We start from the raw sequence: 20,341 nt of genomic DNA, 5'->3' as shown, positions 1-20,341 counted from the left end.
CTATTTTACTGAATAATGACTTGTTCATCCGATGTTGACTGTTTTATTTCACCCATTAACCACGCTTTTTCACCATGGTTATTGAGTAACGTTAAGGCGTCATTAACACAATGTTGGGGTAAGACAATAATTAAACCTACACCGCAGTTAAAAGTCCGGTACATTTCGTGCCGACTGACATGACCTGCTTTTTGTAGCCAATTAAATAGTGGTGGCCATTGCCAACTGCTTTCGTTAATGATTGCTTGCATATTGTCGGGTAGCACTCGTGGAATGTTTTCCCAGAATCCACCGCCTGTAATGTGCGCTATGGCATGTACATTGACATGTTCAATTAAATCAAGAATCGATTTGACGTAGATTTTGGTCGGTGCAAGCAGGTGATCAGCAAGTGGAATACCATTTAATTGTTCAGTTGCCGGATTTACCCCACTGACTTCAATAATTTTTCGAATTAATGAGTAGCCATTAGAGTGCGCCCCACTGGATGCTAACGCAATGATGGCATCACCGTCTTGTACTTGACTGCCGTCAATCATTTTTGATTTTTCAACGACACCCACACAGAATCCAGCTAGATCGTAATCATTATCCTGATACATGCCTGGCATTTCGGCCGTTTCGCCACCGACTAGTGCACAACCAGCTTGTTTACAACCTTGTGCTATTCCTGTCACTACCGTTGCTGCAATGTCAACATTGAGTTTTCCTGTTGCATAATAATCAAGAAAGAATAGGGGTTCAGCACCTTGAACAATAAGATCATTTACACACATGGCGACTAAATCAATGCCGATAGAGTCATGGCGTTGTAAGTCCATTGCTAACCGTAATTTAGTCCCGACACCATCTGTACCCGACACTAGAATCGGTTCGTGATATTTTTGTGGGATTGCGCATAGTGCGCCAAATCCACCTAATCCGCCCATGACTTCAGGACGTTTGGTTTCTTTGACAACTGATTTAATACGATTAACCAGTGCATTACCGGCGTCGATATCGACACCGGCATCTTTATAGCTAAGAGGTGTTTTATTTGACACGAGAAGCAGTCCTTAAATAAAAAAACTGCTGATTATTTTAGCAAGTATGTAAATGATTAGCGATGAATTATTTGTAAAATAAATAAAAGGTTAAAATAGTTAATGGTTTTCAAACCAACTTTCTAAAATAATAATTGCCGAAGTAGCATCAATATGACCTTTTTCAAGTGCACGGTAACCACGTGACGCAAAGATGTGCGATTTAGCTTCGACCGTCGATAATCGTTCATCCTGTAAATGAACTTGATAACCAAACATACCATGTAAACGGTTAGCAAATTTTCGTGCTCTGGCTGTCAGTGGTTGTTCGCTACCGTCCATGTTAAGGGGTAACCCAACCACTAAGTAATCAGGTTTCCATTCTTTAAGTACCTTTTCAATAGTTTGCCAATTAGGAATGCCGTCTCGTGCTTTGAACGAACAAAGTGGATTGGCTGTTTTGGTGATATCTTGTCCAATCGCCGCACCAATACTTGAGGTTCCAAAATCAAATGCAATAATGGTTGCCATTGTTTATGCATTTCCCATTTGATGTGATATGCGATTGATATTAATCCCTAGCGATTCGGCGGCTTTTTGCCAGCGTTCTTCAATAGCAACATTAAAAATAATATTGGGATCGGCTTCTGCCACTAACCAATCGTTGCGGGCAACTTCTGATTCAAGTTGCAGTGATTGCCAACTTGAATAACCTAATGCAAGAAAAAGATCTTTCGGTTGTTCAGGTGTCCCAATCGATTTTAATGCATCAAGTGATGTGGTTATCATCACGTCATCAGATATTTGAATGCTCGATGAAAAGCCCGATTGTGGAGTATGTAAAATAAATCCTTGTTCATCCGCTAAAGGGCCACCACAAAATACAGGGTGTTCTAGTTCAGCACAGTTTTTTGGTGCCATAATTTCAAGACGAGTCAATACGGTGGCAACATTGAGTTCAACAAGAGGTTTGTTAATGATGATACCCATTGCTCCATCTCGATTATGTTCACAAATATATACCACCGATCGGCTAAACAAGGTTTCGGATACGTTTGGCATTGCAATGATAAAATAATTTTTTAGATTCATATGCTCACATTTTAGTTTTATTTAAATTGCACACTTGCCGATTTTTACGTTGTGTTCAACTAAGCAACGCATCAATAATTCGGGTTCATTGGTTTCTTCGTTGATGGATTCAGAAACAATTTCAAAATTTTGTGAAAGATAAAAATTAACAGCTGTACTATTTTGTTTGTAGACATGAACAAGTAATTCGTTGTAACGCTGTTTCGCTTTATTAACTAGTGCTTTTCCTGTCCCTTGTCGGCGGAATTCTTCATCAACAAATAAACCAGAAATATAGTTTTCGGTTAAGCCAATAAATCCTTTTACGCCATTAAGATCTTGCACGTAAATGGTTGACATTGGAATGAGCATTTTAACAAATTCATAATTTTGTTTGAAAAATTCAGGATCAATAAAATTATGGGCTTGTATATTTCCTTCAAGCCATAGTTGCATAATTTTATCGAGATCCGTTTTTTTATATTCTCTAATCATGTTTAGCTCTTTTTATTTAATCGTTTTTCAATGGCATCCATTAACATGCCTGTAATAGATATGTCTGGGTTTGCCGCTTCAATTTCACGTACACAAGTCGGGCTGGTGACGTTTATTTCAGTTAATTTATCACCAATAATATCTAAACCAACAAACAATAGTCCTTTTTCTTTTAAGGTTGGTGCTACGCTTTTAGCTATTTGCCAATCACTGTCACTGAGTGGTCTTACTTCGCCATATCCCCCAGCTGCCAGATTTCCACGAGTTTCCCCTTTTTGAGGGATTCTAGCAAGACAGTAAGGCACCGGTTGACCGTCAACGACCAAAACACGTTTGTCGCCGTCTTTAATTGCAGGAATAAACGCTTGAGCCATGCAATATCGGGTGTTCATTTCGGTTAGGGTTTCGATAATAACGGATATATTGGGATCATCTTGTTTTATTCTAAAAATTGACGATCCGCCCATACCGTCAAGTGGTTTTAAGATGATATCTTGGTGTTCTTGATGAAATGCTCGTATTAATTGAGTTTGACGAGTCACGAGGGTTTCTGGCGTAAATTGGGCAAACCATGCTGTAAATAGTTTTTCGTTACAGTCACGTAAGCTTTGTGGTTTATTTACCACAAGTACACCATTTGCTTCTGCTCGTTCTAAAATATAAGTTGAATAGATAAATTCAGTATCAAAAGGGGGATCTTTACGCATTAGTATGACATCAAGATCACTTAATGGTAGTGTTTGTTCTTCATCCATATCAAACCAGTGATTGAGATCGTGATGAACGGTTAACTTTCGTGTTGTTGCATAAGGTTGACCATTACGTAAAAACAGATCGTTCATTTCCATGTAAAAAAGTTGATAACCCCGTTTTTGTGCTTCAAGCAACATTGCAAAACTGGTGTCTTTTTTTATCTTGATATGACTGATTGGATCCATAACAATACCAAGCTTAATCATGGTAACTCCTTTTGTATTGTTCAATAAAATATGAATTGTGACAGATAGTGTTTTTATCACTATGCAAAAGCTTTGGCAACTATCATACTCGTAACAGATTAAGATGCAATGTAAACATGATGAATTATGATTTTTTACAGTTAATTATCCTAAATCACCAAATTGAACTTGTAGTGCTGTTAAGGCTGTAAGCGCTGCAGTTTCGGTGCGCAGTATTCGTGGTCCTAGTAAAATATCGGTAAATTGATACTGATGTGTCATGTTGATTTCGTCATCAGATAATCCCCCTTCAGGCCCGATTAGTAAACTGATATCCGTTTGTCCGGTAGGAAGGTGTTTTACTCCATGTGTTGCTTTAGGGTGTAAGTTTAATCGTAAACCGCTGTTTAAGTTGGCACACCAATTTTCTAGTTTCATGACGGGATGAATCACCGGAATGATATTACGACCACATTGTTCACAAGCTGAAATCACAATTTTTTGCCACTGATTCACTTTTTTGTCTAATCGTTCTGCATCGAGTTTTACTCCACAACGTTCAGAAAGTAGGGGCGTAATACTGGTTACCCCTAATTCGACAGATTTTTGTATGGTGAACTCCATTTTTTCACCGCGTGATATGACTTGTCCAAGATGAATTTTTAAAGGGGATTCACGGTTGTCTAATAGGGTGGTCGCCGTTTTGACGGTTACCGATTTTTTATTGATTTCATGTATTGTTGCTGGAGTGATGTGATTAGTACCATCAAAAAGGATAATATTTTCACCTGTTTTCATTCGTAAAACCCGAATAAGGTGATTAAAAGCATTATCATCTAATGTCATGATGCTATTTTCAATAATCGAAACAGGTTGATATATACGGGTCATAAGTGCTATGGTTAATTTCATTACAATTTAAAATAAATTATAGCGTAATTTGTTGAGATTCGGTAATCTTCTGTTTAAAGTAGATAAACTTAATCTGTTTTTAGGGTGAAATATGCGCATAAATAATCATGATCGTGTTCTGATTGAAGGTTTAACTATTTTTACAACCATTGGGGTCTATAGTTGGGAAAAAGACATTAAGCAAAAGCTTATCTTGGATTTAGAGATGGCTTGGAATAATCAACCGGCAGGCAAAAATGACGATGTTTCGCTCTGTTTAGACTATTTTTTGGTTAGTCAGTCTGTTACTTTGTTTGTTGAAAGTCAGCAATTTGAATTAATTGAAACCGTTGCTGAACAGGTTGCTGAGCATGTTATGCAAAAGTTTTCAGTTGGTCATATTAAAATTAAAGTCTCTAAACCCGATGCTATTGCTAATGCTAGTAATGTCGCTGTGTTAATTGAGCGATACGCAAATTAATAAGGGTCGTTTTAATGAGTTATGAACAGAAAAATATCGTTGATCAATCTCACCATAACGGTAAAAAATTTAAAAATCAGGAGCCGTTTAAGCTTACTTTAAGTGATACTTGTCGTTGGTATTTTAATCGGAATGTTTTGCCCCCACAAGCAGGATATCTTGGTTTTAATCATCAATGGTGTCAATCGATTGATATGACGTTAGATGATGATAGAATTTGGTGGATAGGGCATTCAACCACGTTGATTCGTCTTAACGGTAAAATGATTTTAACCGATCCTGTTTTTTCTGATCGTGCTTCACCTTTTCAGTTTTTAGGCCCTAGACGCCGTACACCACCCGCACTGAGTATTGAAGAACTTCCTAACATTGATTTTATTGTGATTTCACATAATCATTATGATCATCTTGATTATCATAGCATTCGACAATTAGTGAGTCGTTTTGCAAATGTTGTTATTTTAGTGCCATTAGGTTTAAAAACTAAACTTCATAAGTGGGGGGCTAAGACGGTTATTGAGCTGGATTGGTGGGGATCGGCGGATATCGATAATCTTACTTTTACTGCAACACCTGCCAAACATTGGAGTAAACGTGGTTTATTTGATGTGAATAAGGTATTGTGGTGTGGTTGGGTGATTCAATCAAATGTGGCTAATGCTAATCAAACAAAAACACTCTATTTTATGGGCGATACCGCTTATTCATCAGTTTTAAAGCATATTGGTGAATATTTTACACATATTGATTTGGCACTTATTCCAATTGGTGCTTATGCGCCTCGTTGGTTTATGCAGTCACAACATATCGATCCTGAGCAAGCAGTACAACTTTATGATGAGTTACATTGCCATGCCGCAATGGCAATACATTGGGGAGCGTTTGAGTTAGCCGATGAACCTTTAGATGAACCGCCAACTTTGTTATCTCAATACCGTGAAGCTCGAGCCTTTCATTTGTTAAAAATAGGTGGTAGTCTATCTATTCATCAAACAGATTCTAAAATAGAATAACAGTTATTAATCTATATAGCTTAAGTAATCATTTCTACATTAACATCGGAGAAAACCATGAAAACAGTACTGATTACATTGTCTTGTGTGATACTGAGTTTAAGCTTAATTGCTTGTGGTGGTAAGAATGATCACGGTAAACAATATCGTTGGTCAAAAGCGCACGGTGTGTTAGAAGGTTGTGATGGTGTGATGAGTAATTCACAACAATGCCAAAAAAATTCAAATAACCAGCAATATATGATTCAAATAGACAGGAATTAAAGATGAGTGCTTGGCTTATTTATGCCTTGTTGTCTGCCATTTCTGCGGCTTTCGTGGCAATTTTAGGCAAAATTGGTTTACAACATCTTGATGCAAATACGGCAACCGCAATTCGAGCTATTGTTATGGCGATATTTTTGGTTGGCGTGGTGGCAGTTCAGGGTAAATTAAACTTAATTAATACGTTTTTTAATGATAAAAAAGCATTACTGATTATTGCATTAAGTGGTATTGCCGGTGCGTTGTCATGGCTGTTTTATTTTATGGCAATCAAAGACGGTAAAGTGTCGCAAGTTGCCCCTATTGATAAGCTAAGCGTGGTGTTTGCAGTGGTATTTGCCGCGGTTTTATTTGGTGAAAAAATTTCATTTTTATCAGGCGTAGGGGTTGTGATGATTGCCGCTGGAGCCATTTTAGTGGCACTATTTTAATAAGTCATTAAACAGCGTAACGGTGACATATTCTCCTTTACTGACGTTTCCGCGTTCTTGTTCTAATATTATAAAACAGTTAGCTTTATTGAACGATTGGGTAATATGTGAACCTTGTTGACCCGTTGATTTAACTTCTAACTCGCCTTGGTCATTTGGTTCCACTCTACCACGTTGAAAATCTATGCGCCCAACACTTTTTTTAAGATCGGTTGCTGTTTTAACTTTAAAAGTTAAATCCGCTGATAGCGTTTGTTGTCCTGCAAGCGCTGAAATTAAAGGTTGAACGAGTTGATAAAATGTCACTACTGTTGAAACAGGATTACCGGGTAAACCACAAAATAGGGCTTTGCCAATTTGTCCAAAGGCAAATGGTTTACCGGGTTTCATCGCTATCTTCCAAAAATTAATTTGTCCTAACTCTTCTAAAGCCGTTTTGGTGTAGTCAGCATCGCCTACCGATACCCCACCACTGGTAATGATTAAATCAGCTTGGGTTGAGGCTATCATTAAAGCTTGTTTAATTTGGTTAGGATCATCTGGAATAATACCTAGGTCGATCACTTGGCAATTCAGTTTTGTTAATAGCTGTTTTAATGTGAAACCATTACTGTCATAAATAGCACCATTGTCGGTTAACGGTTGACCAATTGGCGTTAGTTCGTTGCCGGTTGAAAAGATAGCAACGTTTAATGTTTTATACACGCAAACTTGCTGAATGCCAAGCGTTGCTAATGTCGATAAAGTAGAAATTGATAAGCGTTGACCTTTGGCAACTGTGATTGCATCTTTTTTGATATCTTCACCGATTCGGCGAATATTATCCCCCGCTTTAATATCTTTAAGAAAAGTTATGTATTGACCTGTCGCTTGAGTATGTTCTTGCATAACAACCGCATTAGCATCATTAGGAACAGGCGCACCTGTCATAATTCGTAAACAACTGCCAATTGCCCAGTTAAGATCACCGATATCATCACCTGCATAAACAGTCTTAGAAACCGGTAAGGTTCTTGATTTTTCAATATCAGCTAATCTGACAGCATAACCATCCATTGCCGAATTATCAAAACGAGGGACGTTAATGGGGGATATAATGGGTACAGCAGTAATTCGGTCGAGTGCATCATTTAATGATACTGTTTCGTGTTCAAGTGATTTTACGGTGGTGCAAGCTTGCAATATTTTTTGTTTTGCTTGGTCGAAAGTCAGTAACATAGTTTTTCCTTACCTAGTTGATGCATCCATTTTATCGATAGTGTTAATGTTTTATTAACATGGTTATTTGCGTTTCAATGGATCGACTCGATGTGTTTTAATTATTGTTTAATGATTTAGGCTTTGGTTATCGTGTTTTTTATCGTTAAACGTTAACGCCACCTTGTGGTGACGTTAATGTATTTCATCATACGTGTTACTATTAGACATTAAATAAAAAGTTCATAATGTCGCCGTCTTGTACGATGTAGTCTTTACCTTCAGAACGCATTTTACCTGCTTCTTTTGCACCTTGTTCACCCCCGTATTTGATAAAGTCATCAAATGCGATAGTCTGCGCTCGGATAAAGCCTTTTTCAAAATCAGTGTGGATTTTTCCAGCCGCTTGCGGTGCGGTATCACCAACGGATATTGTCCATGCTCGTACTTCTTTCACGCCTGCGGTAAAATAGGTTTGTAAATTAAGTAATTTATAACCTGCACGTATGACACGATTTAACCCCGGTTCAGTTAATCCTAAATCTTGCATAAATTCATCTCGGTCAGCATCATCAAGTTCTGAAAGTTCCGCTTCAATGGCAGCACAGACAGGAACAACAACCGCTTTTTCTGCTTCTGCAATGGCTTTGACTTTATCTAAATAAGGGTTATTTTCAAAACCGTCTTCGTTGACATTAGCAATATACATGGTTGGTTTTAAGGTTAAGAAGCTAAGATACTTTATTGCGTTTAGCTCTTCTTTGCTTAAATCCAATAGTAATAATTTTTTACCTTGTTCTAAGTGGGGTAGACATTTTTCTAGAATTTCAAGTTCAAACTTGGCATCCTTGTCACCGCCTTTTGCTCGTTTTTGTAGTCGAGTCATAGTACGTTCACAAGCTTCAAGGTCTGCTAACGCTAGCTCGGTGTTAATAATTTCAATATCTTCGGCAGGGTCAATTTTACCTGCTACGTGAATGATGTTTTCATTTTCAAAGCATCGTACGACATGACCAATTGCTTCGGTTTCACGGATATTGGCTAAAAACTGGTTTCCAAGCCCTTCACCTTTTGATGCACCTTTCACTAATCCAGCAATATCCACAAATTCCATTGTGGTTGGTAAAGTGCGTTGGGGTTTGACAATTTCAGCAAGCTGATCGAGACGAGGATCGGGCATTGGCACTACACCAGTGTTTGGCTCGATTGTACAAAACGGAAAGTTAGCCGCCTCAATGCCTGCTTTAGTTAGTGCGTTAAAAAGTGTTGACTTACCAACATTTGGTAGTCCGACGATCCCACATTTGAATCCCATACTGTTTGTTACCTTTTATCATTAAATTACTTAAAAATAGTGGCTAATTATATACTAAATCGCACTATTTGTGCCAATGTTCTTATCGATGTTTTACTGTCTAATCTTATTCGAGGTTAACGCTTTCTTACTATTTAGCTAGTAAGTTTGTTTTAGCTCAATAGCTATTAAATGTTAGTTGGTTGATGCTTTCATTATTCCAAACTCAATCCAATTTGATAAAGTTGGTTCTTTTTAAGTCCGTATATTTCGGCGGTGATTGCAGCCGCTTTTTTTAATGGAAGCTCGTTGGTTAATAACTTTAATGTGTGAATGACATTGGGATCGATATCCCTGTCAGTTTTAGTATGACCTTCAACAATTAAAACAAACTCCCCTTTTTGACGGGCAATATCTTCATTTAGCCAATTAATTAATTGACTCACCGGATAGCTGACAATCGTTTCCCATGTTTTAGTTAGCTCTTTGGCTAATACGATTTGTTTGTCTGCGCCAAATACAGTTTGCATATCATGTAAGGTATCAAGTAAACGATGTGTTGATTCATAAAATATCATCGTTCGTGTTTCATTCACCAGTGTCATTAAATAGTCCTGACGAGCTTTACTTTTAGCGGGTAAAAAACCTTCATAGCTGAATTTATCAGACGGTAGTCCTGCAACCGATAAAGCTGCAATCGCTGCGCAAGCACCAGGAATAGGAGCAACGTTAATCTCATTTTCACGGCAAGCTTTCACTAAATGATAGCCTGGATCATTTATTAAGGGGGTTCCAGCATCAGATATTAATGCTATCGATACGCCAGACTTGAGCTTTTCGATTAATAGCTGAGATTTTTCTTGCTCGTTGTGATCGTGCAGTGCAAAAAGTTTGGCTTTGATTCCCAAATGTTGCAACAGTAATCCACTGTGGCGAGTGTCTTCGGCAGCAACTAAATCAACCTTTTTAAGGATCTCAATTGCGCGAAGCGTGATATCGTTTAAGTTTCCAATTGGGGTGGCTACAATATATAAAGTCATTAGATTTGGTCACATTTTAATTTTGAAAAAAAATACCACAAATATACTATACGAAAACCTATTTTATTGTATATACTCATTGCGTTCAAAACAATTTCAGTTTTTATCATTTTATACCCATTGTAAAATTGCATTTTGAATATTTAATCTTAGTTGATAAGCAAGTTTGCTTGTTGATTCACTAATGGTATAGTGGTATTAAATTTCTTGTCAGAAAGGGCATCCATTTTTATACAGCTTATTGGATTTATGGCGTGAGTTTGTCTTTAATTAAGTACTCCTCATCATTCTTCGACCATGATCAAATTAGCATGAATCTTTTAAAGATAATAGCTTTTTACGGTAAAAACGTTAAAATGTATAATCATGGGCAATTTCTACCAAAATAAGATTAACGAATGAAAGGTATTAAAGTGAAAAAAATTCTCACATTAAGTAGTTTAAGTTTGCTGATTGCTGCGTGTACTCAAACAAACCCTGCTACAATTGTAGATATTTCAGATTCTTCCGGGAGTTCAAATCCGTCTATTTATAGCAGACCACCGACAAATATTTCGACGGGTAACCGAATATCGAACTCTACTTATCCTAAATCGTCATCAAGCTCTAGTTCAACCGTGCAATCTTCCAGCTCGTCTGGTCAAAGCGTTGCAACAACGAATGAACGTATTGTGTATAATCGTAATTATGATGATATTCCTAAAGGTGGCTATAAAGGGGATACTTATACTGTCAAACGTGGAGATACCTTATTTTATATTGCTTGGGTAACGGGTAATGATTATCGATCATTAGCCGCAAAAAATAATATTAAAGAACCTTTCGCCGTTAATGTAGGTCAAGTTTTGGATGTCAGTTTTGGAACAACGGTTGTTGAAACTAAAAATAATGTTACCCAAAAAGTTGTGACGATCAAAGATAATTCAAATGGTACTTCATCAAGCCGTTCATCTGATCAAGGCAGCACCATTCAATCTGTTCAAAGTAATACTATTACACCTGTTCCAAGTAGTTCTAATTCATCGGATCAAAGTCGTTCCAATTTAGGAGGCGCAACAGCCACGGTTGCTAATATTTCTTGGCAATGGCCAGCTAATGGTAAGATTATTGAAAAGTTTTCTAACGCAAGTAAAGGGATTGATATTTCAGGATCGTTAGGTGATAAAGTTGTCGCTGCGGCTGATGGTCGAGTGGTTTATTCTGGTAATGCGTTACCGGGATACGGTAATTTAATTATTGTTAAACATAATGATGATTATTTAACAGCTTATGCGCATAATCAATCAATCTTAGTTAAGGAACAACAAACAGTTCGAGCCGGTGAGCAAATTGCAACAATGGGCGCAACAGGAACTTCATCAGTTAGACTACATTTTGAGATTCGTTATAAAGCGCAATCCGTTGATCCTGCAAAATATTTACCAAAATAATGTGTATAGTTTAAAAACGTTTATTGAAATACAACAGGAATACATGATTAAAATCATGTATTCCTGTTGATAACAAGATACATCAAATTTATTTTACGTAACAAAGGAGTTATATTCATGGCAGTAAAAAAATTAGTTCTTATTCGACATGGAGAAAGTGTTTGGAATCAAGAAAACCGTTTTTGTGGTTGGACTGATGTTGATTTATCTGATAAAGGTAATAAAGAAGCAGCAGAAGCAGGTCAATTACTTAAAAAAGAAGGTTTCGAATTTGATTATGCGTATACCTCAGTGTTAAAACGTGCTATTCACACATTATGGCATGTTTTAGATGAAGTGGATCAAGCATGGTTACCTGTTGAAAAAAGTTGGAAATTAAATGAGCGTCACTATGGTGCACTTCAAGGTTTAAATAAAGCGGAAACTGCTGCAAAATATGGTGATGAGCAAGTAAAATTGTGGCGTCGTGGTTTTGCTATTACCCCACCTGCATTAGAAAAATCAGATGAGCGTTTTCCGGGACATGATTCACGTTACAGCAAATTGCCTGAATCAGAATTACCATTAACAGAAAGCTTAGCATTAACAATCAAACGTGTTCTGCCTTACTGGGAATCAACGATTGCACCACGTGTAGCAAGAGGCGAGCGTGTTATTATTGCTGCTCATGGTAACTCTTTACGTGCTTTAGTTAAACATTTAGATAATATCAGTGATGATGATATTATTGATCTTAACATTCCAACGGGTGTGCCTTTAGTATATGAATTTGATGACAATATGAAAGTGATCAAACATTACTATTTAGGTAATGCTGATGAAATTGCCGCCAAACAAGCAGCTGTTGCAAATCAAGGCAAAGCAAAATAGTTTTTATTTCATTATAATGATAAAAGGTAGGTTTGATAACTTACCTTTTTTATTTTCTAAATTATTCTGTTTCTTTATTAATTTATTTTGAGGCCTTATTTTGTCGAAAATTTATTATATTTATGCCGTCATGAATGCGGGTAAATCAACTGAATTATTACAAATCGACCATAATTATTTAAGTAATAATATGCAAACATTGCTACTTAAATCGTCTGTCGATACGCGTGATTCTGCTGTAGAAATTGTATCACGTTTAGGATTACGCAAAAAAGCGCTACAACTTGATGATAATAGTGTTGATGAGATAATTGAATTAATTAAACAAAATGATTATGCCTGTATACTGATCGACGAAAGTCAGTTTTTATCCCGAAATACAATCTGGAAATTATCTGATGTTTGTGATGAGTATGGAGTACCAATGATGTTTTTTGGATTAAAAACAGATTATATGGGACATCTTTTTGAAGGCTCAAAAACCTTACTTGAAATCGCAGATAATTTTAGAGAGCTTAAAACCGTTTGTTGGTGTGGAAAAAAAGCAACGATGAATTTGCTAGAAGGTAAAGATGGTAAGATTGTTAAGTTTGGTAACTCTATACATTTAGGTGATAGCGAGTTTCATTCTGTTTGCCGTAAACATTGGAAAGCAGGACAGGTTAGACCCAATCGTTAATTGTGGTTAAATAAAATCATTTCATTATAACTCATAAGATTATTGATATTTTTTCTGTTTAAAAAGTGTGAATAATCTCTCATTTTTGATATTTTCTTTTTGTTGATTTATCTCGTTTTATGCCATATTGACTGAAGCGATTCAGTTTAGTTGTTTTAATAAATTATGAGGAATTAACATGAAAGTTAAAATCATTTCACTTGCAGTATTAGCATGTTTTACAACCATGACGGCTAATGCTAAAGAGTTTGTGCTAATTGATACCGAGAAAGATGTAGCAAAAGGAAATTGGTCTATCTCCAATAAAGATTTAGGGATAAACGCCGAAAAATTTTTTATTGCAAATACTGTCCTTAAAGGTGGAAAACAAGAAGGAAGCGAGTTATTAACAATCAACAGTAATGATTTTACCATAAAATTAAGTCCGACTCGTGGACTGGGAATTATTTCAGTTGTTGGTGACGGTATTCGAATGGGGTGGGATTCACCAGTTGACGAAATTGTTCACCCCAAATTTATAAATCTTGAAAGCCGTGCAGGACTGGGTTGGTTGGATGGTTTTAACGAAATGATGGTGCGTTGTGGTTTTGAATGGACAGGTCATGCAGTGCAAGCAGACGGAATGATGTATACATTGCATGGGCGAGCTCAAAACACTCCAGTTTCAAAATTAGTCGTCGAAGTTTTAGATAAAGCACCTTACACAATCACGGTTAAAGGTTTAATAAAAGAAAACACATTCAAAAAGAGCAATCTTGAAACGTGGGCATCAATAAGTTACGTACCAGGTAGTAAAGAGTTTACGGTACATGATGTTGTGACCAATAAAGGTGATTACACGAAAGATTTCCAAATCATTTATCATAGCAATTACGGTACGCCAATTTTGGAAGAGGGTGCTCAATTTGTTGCACCAGTCCGAGAAATCTCGCCATTTAACGATTATGCTAAAGATGGGTTAAAAACATGGCAAACTTATCTAGGGCCAACCAAAGGTTTTGACGAAATGGTATTTAACGTTTATCCGTATGCCGATGCTAATGGTAAAACGCAAGTTATGTTAACGAATAAAGCAGGGGATAAAGGCACAGGTATTGCTTTTAATACCAAAGAACTTCCTGTTCTTTCTTTGTGGAAAAATACCGATACACTTAAGCAAGGTTATGTTACTGGTTTAGAACCGGGAACCAGTTTTGCCTATCCTGTGACAATTGAACGTGAACAAAAACGGGTACGCCAGTTAGAGCCGGGACAAAGTACCGAATTTACGTTAACTTATAGTCTGTTATCCGGTAAAGATGCTGTCGCCAAATATGCTCAACAAATCCAAGCAATTCAAGGTAATCAAGAAACCAAAGTGGTTGAACAGCCAATGGCTAAGGAATAACGGAAAGTATACTACGCCTAAGCCTATTAAATTAGGCGTAGTTAGCGCATTTTATCTTAATTCATCACATTTCATCTGTAATGTTGTATTTGTGTCGCTGATATCCAAATCCTTAAACTTAATGTAATATCGTTTTATTAAAAAGATTAATTTTATTAAATAAATTTATTCTTTTTTGTTCTCAATTTTTATATAAGCTTTCCCTTACTTGAAAGCTAAATTCGATATAGGTATGATGTGTTGTGATAAATCTATCATAATCGATCTTTTTAACTTGACAGCTTTTTTGTTCAATGAGCTATCAATGATAAGTGATAAGATTTACTCATGCATAACATCTCAGTTTATCGAATGAAAAAATTGGAATCATCTTATTTTGAACATATCAATGTCAACCGATGTTGTTTGTATTCAAAATACTATAGGAATTAACATGACAGCAAAGCGTATCATTATAGGAATCAGTGGTGCAACGGGGTTTGCTTATGGCATAAAAGCGTTAACGCTTTTAAAACCATTGGATATTGAAACTCATTTGGTAATCTCTAAAGCTGCCCAAATGACCTGTTCTTACGAAGTTCCCAATATGAGCATCAAACAGATAGAGGCGCTTGCCGACAAGGTTTATTCTATTAATAATATCGGGGCAGCTATAGCAAGTGGTTCTTATAAAACAATGGGCATGTTAGTTGCACCGTGCTCAATGCGTAGTTTGTCTGCAATTGCTAACAGTTTATCGGATAATTTGCTAACTCGGGCTGCCGATGTAGTTTTAAAAGAACGTCGCCGTTTAGTCTTAATGGTACGTGAAGCACCTTTACATTTAGGACATATTAAAAATATGGAGGCTGTCACTTTAATGGGTGGGGTGATATTTCCACCTGTGCCGGCACTGTATCAACGTATTGATAGTATTGATGATATGATAACTCATAGTGTAGCTAGAGCGTTAGACCTGTTTGATATCGATATTTCTGCATTACCTCGTTGGGGTGAAGATATGCATTTAAACAATACACCATCTTAATCGAGTTTAACTTTCATTAAATATGCAGCCCAATAAAAAAATCCTTGAATTTATTAACAAACACCATGTGTTATCACTCAGTATGATTCTGCCTGATCATCAACTTTGGGCGTGTAATGCTTTTTATGTTTTTAATGAAGATTCCATGTGTCTTTATATCCTTTCTGACGTGAAAACAATTCATGGTAATGCGATGTTAACCCATTCACACGTGGCGGGTACAATAAGCATAGCACCAAAGACCGTTGCAAAAATCCAAGGTATTCAATTTCAAGCCATCGCATCGCAATTAGAGGGGCACGATGCCACCCAAGCTTACTCACACTATTATCGAAAATTCCCTTTTGCCAGAATGATTAAAGCGCCAATTTGGTCACTTAAATTACAACGAATTAAAATGACCAATAATTTAATGGGATTTGCACATAAAACCCATTGGGATAGGACAGAGGAATAAATAATGAGTGAGTTTTTTAGTAAAATCTGCTTAGTCCAATAGAGCTAATTAACATAACGATCTGTTATGCAATGATCCAAAATAGCGTCGGTACATAAGCGCATGGCAAGTATAAATATTGCACAAATTTCTTTACTAATATTGCTTAATAAATTGATAATATTATAAATTTTGTCAAACTCCATCAGAATTTCAATCGCTTAAAAAAGCAGCAAAAAAGTTGGTGGAATTTTACACCCTCCTATTTTAATTAATAAACAATAGGTTATAATTAGAGTGTTCCCTGTATACACAGGGATAAACCGCATAAACCCCACCAGCCCAATTTTTACCAATAGTGTTCCCTGTATACACAGGGATAAACCGCCCGCCAACTCTGGCTAATCCGTCAATTAGCAGTGTTCCCTGTATACACAGGGATAAACCGGATTTACAGAAAAATGAATTAGATTACGCCGCGTGTTCCCTGTATACACAGGGATAAACCGCATTGCTCGTGAGCTGGGTTTGAAATTATCAAGTGTTCCCTGTATACACAGGGATAAACCGTTATACGTTACAGGAACAACGAGCGTATGCCTGTGTTCCCTGTATACACAGGGATAAACCGTAAATCTGACTCGCTATCTGGAGTAAGACGAAGTGTTCCCTGTATACACAGGGATAAACCGGGAGAATTTCAAATTGTCTACACTGGTTGCCGGTGTTCCCTGTATACACAGGGATAAACCGACTTCCAATCTGCCAACGAGGCCTTTGTCGTTGTGTTCCCTGTATACACAGGGATAAACCGATGCGGAGCGTTTAGGCTTTGATTTATTTGAGTGTTCCCTGTATACACAGGGATAAACCGCGATCGTAAAAATCACGCACAACAACAGATAGGTGTTCCCTGTATACACAGGGATAAACCGCCTAGTGATTACGAGTGGTCTCGCCGAGAATAGTGTTCCCTGTATACACAGGGATAAACCGGGGGCCGTGTCTACTGACACCACCACGGTGGAGTGTTCCCTGTATACACAGGGATAAACCGGATTAATCATTTTTGTAGTACCCATTTTGATTGTGTTCCCTGTATACACAGGGATAAACCGGTTACAAGTCTGGAATTAGCAGTGAATGCAAACGTGTTCCCTGTATACACAGGGATAAACCGAAACGAGTAACGGAAGACGTGTTAAAGCAAGCGTGTTCCCTGTATACACAGGGATAAACCATAAACACCAGATCCGAAAATCATCAATACAAAGTGTTCCCTGTATACACAGGGATAAACCTCGATACAGCAAATACCAGTAGGTGATCTAAACTATATTCCTTATATACTGTTCGCATGCGAACAAAATGGATTACAGGAAGCGTTTGCAGGGATTTCGTAAAATAAAGCTACTTGATCGGGCGTAGACATCAACAAAATAATGCCACCTGTACCAATCATGAACCCATTTGCATAAGTTTTTATCTCACCATTTAAAATATGTTCAGTATTGATTGTTACTTGAGCACCTTTACCTACTTGTTGCTGAATTAATTCAACAGGTATAGTTGAAGATTATCATAGCAAGTTAATTATTAAACATGCATGTAGATTTAGGAACATTAAAAGGACTTCCCACGGATTAGGTGGGGTGTTTTTTAACAAGCGTAAGGAACTAGATGAGAATTTGGCAATCTATTATTAGATATCGATCGTTTCTTGCCCTTCTGCAATAAATTCAACATCAATAGGATCGGGTGGGTTATTGGGATCTTTAAAATCTCCTTCTAAGAAAGCTTTATATTGCTCTAACACATATAAAAGTTGTTCTTTGGTCATAATGACTTGTTGTTCTTCGACGTATTCAGTACCTATAAAAACATAATTTCCAGTAATCAATACCCAGTGAGCATTACCAATGCCAAACATGCCATCAGGTGCTCGGCTGTGTTCTAAATCTGTCAGATTGTTAATCCAGATATTGACTGAGTTTATTGAATATTAACTCTTAGCCAATTAGCAATTACTCTCGCTCCAAAACCAAATATTCTTTGGTCGTCTGTAGATTTTACAAGTTTTCCACCCGTAGGAATAAAACAAGAGTAATCCCACTAGAATATAATTTTATTATTTAAAATATATCAAATCTTTTATACATGCTTCTACTATTTTCTATAATATCATTTAAAAATTAGGAATCGGTTTACCACCTACGGTATAAGTTAATTATTGACTTTGCAATGCTTATTTAAAGAAAGCTTATAAAGATTCCCCAAGTTAAAAAGCTGATATTTAATACCTAACCATGATCGATATATATTTCATCGGATTTTGCTGGTATAACATTTTCCCAATTCATGATGAGCAATATATCAATGGCCATTTTTCTCATCTTCTGCCACTCAGCACTTTGGCAAAGTGCGTCATTATTCCAGTATTGAATATTAGCTGCTCCGCTTATAGATAACATATAATCATCTAATTTTTTTACTGCTAGTTTTTGCTCTGATGTAAGAGAAGATTCTACCAGAGGGTCATTAAGTTCTTCTAAAGCCATTTCCCACTCAACCGCTAATTCATCAGCTATATTTGCAAAATCAGGAAATAAACTTTTTTGTATTTCACAAGGTTGTGCTATTGCCTGAGTTACCCATTTAATCTTATTCATATTCTATTCCTTTGGTTGATTAATAATTGTTGCTTTTTCTCCCACACTTGGTTTATAGGTGTTTGGATCTACTACTTTTATCGTACAATGTGTTGTTGGTTCCATTATTGTTTTATTTATCATGATTTTCTTTATTTAACTCATATTCTTTTTCCGATATTTTAGTTAAAAAATTGGTAAATAATAAACTTTCCAAACAGTTATCAATTTCATTTTTTGTTATATAAATGTTCATCGATTCAAGAAACTGTATTAATCGCCATTCATCAAACACATTTGGGTTGGTGATGTAATTGTGTATATTAACTATTATTTCAGGCAATGGATTTTTTCTTATAAATTTGATCCCTTTTCCATGTTTAATAAACACCCATTCTTGCCCGAGAATTTCTAAATTCCCTTTTGAAGGAAAATCTAATAATAAATCAAAATCTTTAATTTTGGGATAAGTTAACCTGAAACAAGCCATAATAGTATTTTGTAATTGAAGTAATTTTTTTATGTGTTTTATCATATTAATATCTCAAATGAGCCTCTGCCGCTTCTATTAAAAGTTGATCTGCTTGTGCTTCTGTTAAATGATTTACTCGGACAGGTACCTTTTTAATACCAGCTTTAATTGCTGCTACAGCCCTATGGTGACCGTCAATAATTATCATTTTGCCATTTATAGTAGCAATATCTATAGGTTGACTTATATCAAATCCATTTGTTTTCATATCTTTCACAAGTCTTTTAATGTCTGATCCCGATATTTCATTAGAATTCTGTCTACTAATTAGATATTTAGGATCTACTTCTTTGATAGTCTGTTGTATATTAGATATAGCATTAATTCCCGTATTAGAATTATTCCAATTAACCTCATCTAATTCAACCTCTACCGCTTCAATTTTATGATGTACCTTCGCTCTGACTTCAGTGCCGGTTATTTTAATTCGGGAGTATTTTAATAAGCGTAGTGAACGGGTTAAGGGTTCGGCTAAGCAGCCTACTAACAATCCTTCTAAGCTGTTTTTTAATCGTCCTTCTGCAAAACTATCGTCTGGTTTGGCTTGTAAATATTCGGTTATTGGGTTAGCCAGTTCGGGAAATTCTTGTACTAAGTTTGACAGGCGTTCTTCATGAGGGCTAAATACCGTAAAATCTGTGACACTGCCTGCTATCATCCCTTTTACCCACGAGCCTACATTTTTCAAGGGTTTTATAAATTTGGTTGCCCTTACCGCCGGTATAAACCCGACAATAAATTGACTGACACCATGTGTTATCCCACCTGAGATAGTCTGTGGTGGTGATACCTCAGGAATTTGTATAGGATTGGGCGCCTGACCAATCGGTTTATCACTGATAATTTCTGCATGCACTCGAGCAAAAAATAGTGGCAATATCGGATTAATTAAGTTGCTATCCCATAATAAATCGAGTGTACTTTGCCCTGCATCTCGTAAACCACCCAATATCTGTAAGGGGACATCTTGATACCAGGCTCGGTGTTGTGCTTGGCGGTCAAAGACGACATCCACTAATTTTATATCCGGCTCAAGATTGACGTAAGCGTGTCCTCGACTATCAAGTTGACCCTGATAAATCATTCGTTGATTACTGTTATTAAATAACGTAAAAGAGTGATTCGGTAAGTTTTCGACACTGAATTCTATCCAGTTATTATCATCAAAGAAAGACAACTCCCGTTCCCGTATTTC

Annotated in this window: 23 protein-coding genes and 1 CRISPR repeat array; of the genes, 10 read left to right on the top strand and 13 right to left on the bottom strand. The window is 36.6% G+C overall.

Annotated features, from left to right (window positions below; translation table 11 throughout):
* Positions 1-5: 5 nt before the first annotated feature.
* The 6 genes from purM to rsmE all read right to left on the bottom strand — a co-directional run bounded on the left by purM (position 6) and on the right by rsmE (position 4,417).
* Positions 6-1,043, bottom strand: a complete 1,038-nt coding sequence (gene purM / locus ACGH6P_RS04295; protein ID WP_411596804.1) for a phosphoribosylformylglycinamidine cyclo-ligase — start codon at positions 1,041-1,043, stop codon at positions 6-8.
* Between the two features lie 99 nt (positions 1,044-1,142).
* A complete protein-coding gene (ruvX, locus tag ACGH6P_RS04290; RefSeq protein WP_267352571.1) occupies positions 1,143-1,553 on the bottom strand; it encodes a Holliday junction resolvase RuvX in 411 nt (136 codons plus the stop codon).
* Positions 1,554-1,556: 3 nt separating this feature from the next.
* Positions 1,557-2,114, bottom strand: coding sequence for a YqgE/AlgH family protein (locus ACGH6P_RS04285; RefSeq protein ID WP_267360479.1), 558 nt, complete (start codon positions 2,112-2,114; stop codon positions 1,557-1,559).
* Positions 2,115-2,135: 21 nt separating this feature from the next.
* Positions 2,136-2,588 carry a GNAT family N-acetyltransferase gene (locus ACGH6P_RS04280; RefSeq protein ID WP_411596803.1) on the bottom strand — a complete coding sequence of 151 codons (453 nt, stop codon included), beginning with the start codon at positions 2,586-2,588 and terminating at the stop codon, positions 2,136-2,138.
* Between the two features lie 2 nt (positions 2,589-2,590).
* Entirely contained in the window at positions 2,591-3,547 is a 957-nt protein-coding gene (gshB, locus tag ACGH6P_RS04275) for a glutathione synthase (RefSeq protein ID WP_267380657.1), read from the bottom strand.
* Between the two features lie 144 nt (positions 3,548-3,691).
* On the bottom strand, positions 3,692-4,417 hold the full coding sequence (gene rsmE / locus ACGH6P_RS04270) for a 16S rRNA (uracil(1498)-N(3))-methyltransferase (protein ID WP_267380656.1): 726 nt from the start codon (positions 4,415-4,417) through the stop codon (positions 3,692-3,694).
* Positions 4,418-4,529: 112 nt separating this feature from the next.
* On the opposite strand from rsmE, the gene folB reads away from it, so the two are divergent.
* From folB to ACGH6P_RS04250, 4 genes are read left to right on the top strand one after another with little or no spacing between them, the layout of a single operon-like run.
* Entirely contained in the window at positions 4,530-4,898 is a 369-nt protein-coding gene (gene folB, locus ACGH6P_RS04265) for a dihydroneopterin aldolase (RefSeq protein ID WP_411590241.1), read from the top strand.
* Positions 4,899-4,912: 14 nt separating this feature from the next.
* Positions 4,913-5,911, top strand: a complete 999-nt coding sequence (locus ACGH6P_RS04260; RefSeq protein WP_267360473.1) for an MBL fold metallo-hydrolase — start codon at positions 4,913-4,915, stop codon at positions 5,909-5,911.
* Between the two features lie 57 nt (positions 5,912-5,968).
* Positions 5,969-6,175: a hypothetical protein gene (locus ACGH6P_RS04255; RefSeq protein WP_267352578.1), complete on the top strand. Its 207-nt coding sequence runs from the start codon at positions 5,969-5,971 to the stop codon at positions 6,173-6,175.
* Positions 6,176-6,177: 2 nt separating this feature from the next.
* Positions 6,178-6,606, top strand: a complete 429-nt coding sequence (locus ACGH6P_RS04250) for an EamA family transporter (RefSeq protein WP_267352579.1) — start codon at positions 6,178-6,180, stop codon at positions 6,604-6,606.
* Here ACGH6P_RS04250 and moeA read toward each other — a convergent pair.
* From moeA to rsmI, 3 genes are all read right to left on the bottom strand, one after another.
* Entirely contained in the window at positions 6,598-7,824 is a 1,227-nt protein-coding gene (gene moeA / locus ACGH6P_RS04245; protein WP_411596802.1) for a molybdopterin molybdotransferase MoeA, read from the bottom strand. The two genes, ACGH6P_RS04250 and moeA, sit on opposite strands and share 9 nt — an antisense overlap.
* A 202-nt stretch (positions 7,825-8,026) precedes the next feature.
* Positions 8,027-9,118, bottom strand: a complete 1,092-nt coding sequence (ychF, locus tag ACGH6P_RS04240) for a redox-regulated ATPase YchF (RefSeq protein ID WP_411596801.1) — start codon at positions 9,116-9,118, stop codon at positions 8,027-8,029.
* A 194-nt stretch (positions 9,119-9,312) separates the two neighbouring features.
* On the bottom strand, positions 9,313-10,137 hold the full coding sequence (rsmI, locus tag ACGH6P_RS04235; protein ID WP_411596800.1) for a 16S rRNA (cytidine(1402)-2'-O)-methyltransferase: 825 nt from the start codon (positions 10,135-10,137) through the stop codon (positions 9,313-9,315).
* 398 nt (positions 10,138-10,535) lie between these two features.
* Here rsmI and ACGH6P_RS04230 point away from each other — a divergent pair, with 398 nt between their 5' ends.
* From ACGH6P_RS04230 to ACGH6P_RS04205, 6 genes are all read left to right on the top strand, one after another.
* Positions 10,536-11,567, top strand: coding sequence for a peptidoglycan DD-metalloendopeptidase family protein (locus ACGH6P_RS04230; protein WP_411596799.1), 1,032 nt, complete (start codon positions 10,536-10,538; stop codon positions 11,565-11,567).
* A gap of 117 nt (positions 11,568-11,684) precedes the next feature.
* On the top strand, positions 11,685-12,437 hold the full coding sequence (gpmA, locus tag ACGH6P_RS04225; protein WP_065559417.1) for a 2,3-diphosphoglycerate-dependent phosphoglycerate mutase: 753 nt from the start codon (positions 11,685-11,687) through the stop codon (positions 12,435-12,437).
* Between the two features lie 100 nt (positions 12,438-12,537).
* Complete coding sequence (locus ACGH6P_RS04220; RefSeq protein ID WP_065559418.1) at positions 12,538-13,116, top strand: thymidine kinase; 579 nt, start codon at positions 12,538-12,540, stop codon at positions 13,114-13,116.
* Between the two features lie 178 nt (positions 13,117-13,294).
* Entirely contained in the window at positions 13,295-14,503 is a 1,209-nt protein-coding gene (locus tag ACGH6P_RS04215) for an aldose 1-epimerase family protein (protein WP_267352583.1), read from the top strand.
* A 433-nt stretch (positions 14,504-14,936) separates the two neighbouring features.
* A complete protein-coding gene (locus ACGH6P_RS04210) occupies positions 14,937-15,530 on the top strand; it encodes a UbiX family flavin prenyltransferase (protein ID WP_411596798.1) in 594 nt (197 codons plus the stop codon).
* Between the two features lie 67 nt (positions 15,531-15,597).
* Positions 15,598-15,987 carry a hypothetical protein gene (locus ACGH6P_RS04205; protein WP_411596797.1) on the top strand — a complete coding sequence of 130 codons (390 nt, stop codon included), beginning with the start codon at positions 15,598-15,600 and terminating at the stop codon, positions 15,985-15,987.
* A gap of 276 nt (positions 15,988-16,263) precedes the next feature.
* Positions 16,264-17,268: direct repeats of the CRISPR family, unit length 29 nt; unit sequence GTGTTCCCTGTATACACAGGGATAAACCG.
* Between the two features lie 400 nt (positions 17,269-17,668).
* Here ACGH6P_RS04205 and ACGH6P_RS04200 read toward each other — a convergent pair.
* From ACGH6P_RS04200 to ACGH6P_RS04185, 4 genes are all read right to left on the bottom strand, one after another.
* The gene (locus ACGH6P_RS04200) at positions 17,669-17,896 is read right to left on the bottom strand and encodes a hypothetical protein (RefSeq protein WP_411596796.1); all 228 of its coding nucleotides are present in this window, start codon (positions 17,894-17,896) and stop codon (positions 17,669-17,671) included.
* A gap of 370 nt (positions 17,897-18,266) precedes the next feature.
* Positions 18,267-18,635: a hypothetical protein gene (locus ACGH6P_RS04195; RefSeq protein ID WP_411596795.1), complete on the bottom strand. Its 369-nt coding sequence runs from the start codon at positions 18,633-18,635 to the stop codon at positions 18,267-18,269.
* A 112-nt stretch (positions 18,636-18,747) separates the two neighbouring features.
* A complete protein-coding gene (locus ACGH6P_RS04190; protein ID WP_411596793.1) occupies positions 18,748-19,149 on the bottom strand; it encodes a DUF6896 domain-containing protein in 402 nt (133 codons plus the stop codon).
* A gap of 1 nt (position 19,150) precedes the next feature.
* A partial coding sequence (locus ACGH6P_RS04185) for a ParB/RepB/Spo0J family partition protein (protein ID WP_411596792.1) occupies positions 19,151-20,341 on the bottom strand: 1,191 nt, incomplete at its 5' end.

It is taken from the genome of Gilliamella sp. CG25 (genome assembly GCF_046635705.1).
Lineage (GTDB): Bacteria > Pseudomonadota > Gammaproteobacteria > Enterobacterales > Orbaceae > Gilliamella > Gilliamella apicola_I.
The sequence above is the reverse complement of the archived record's forward strand: the minus strand, read 5'-3'. Positions and strand labels throughout refer to the sequence as shown.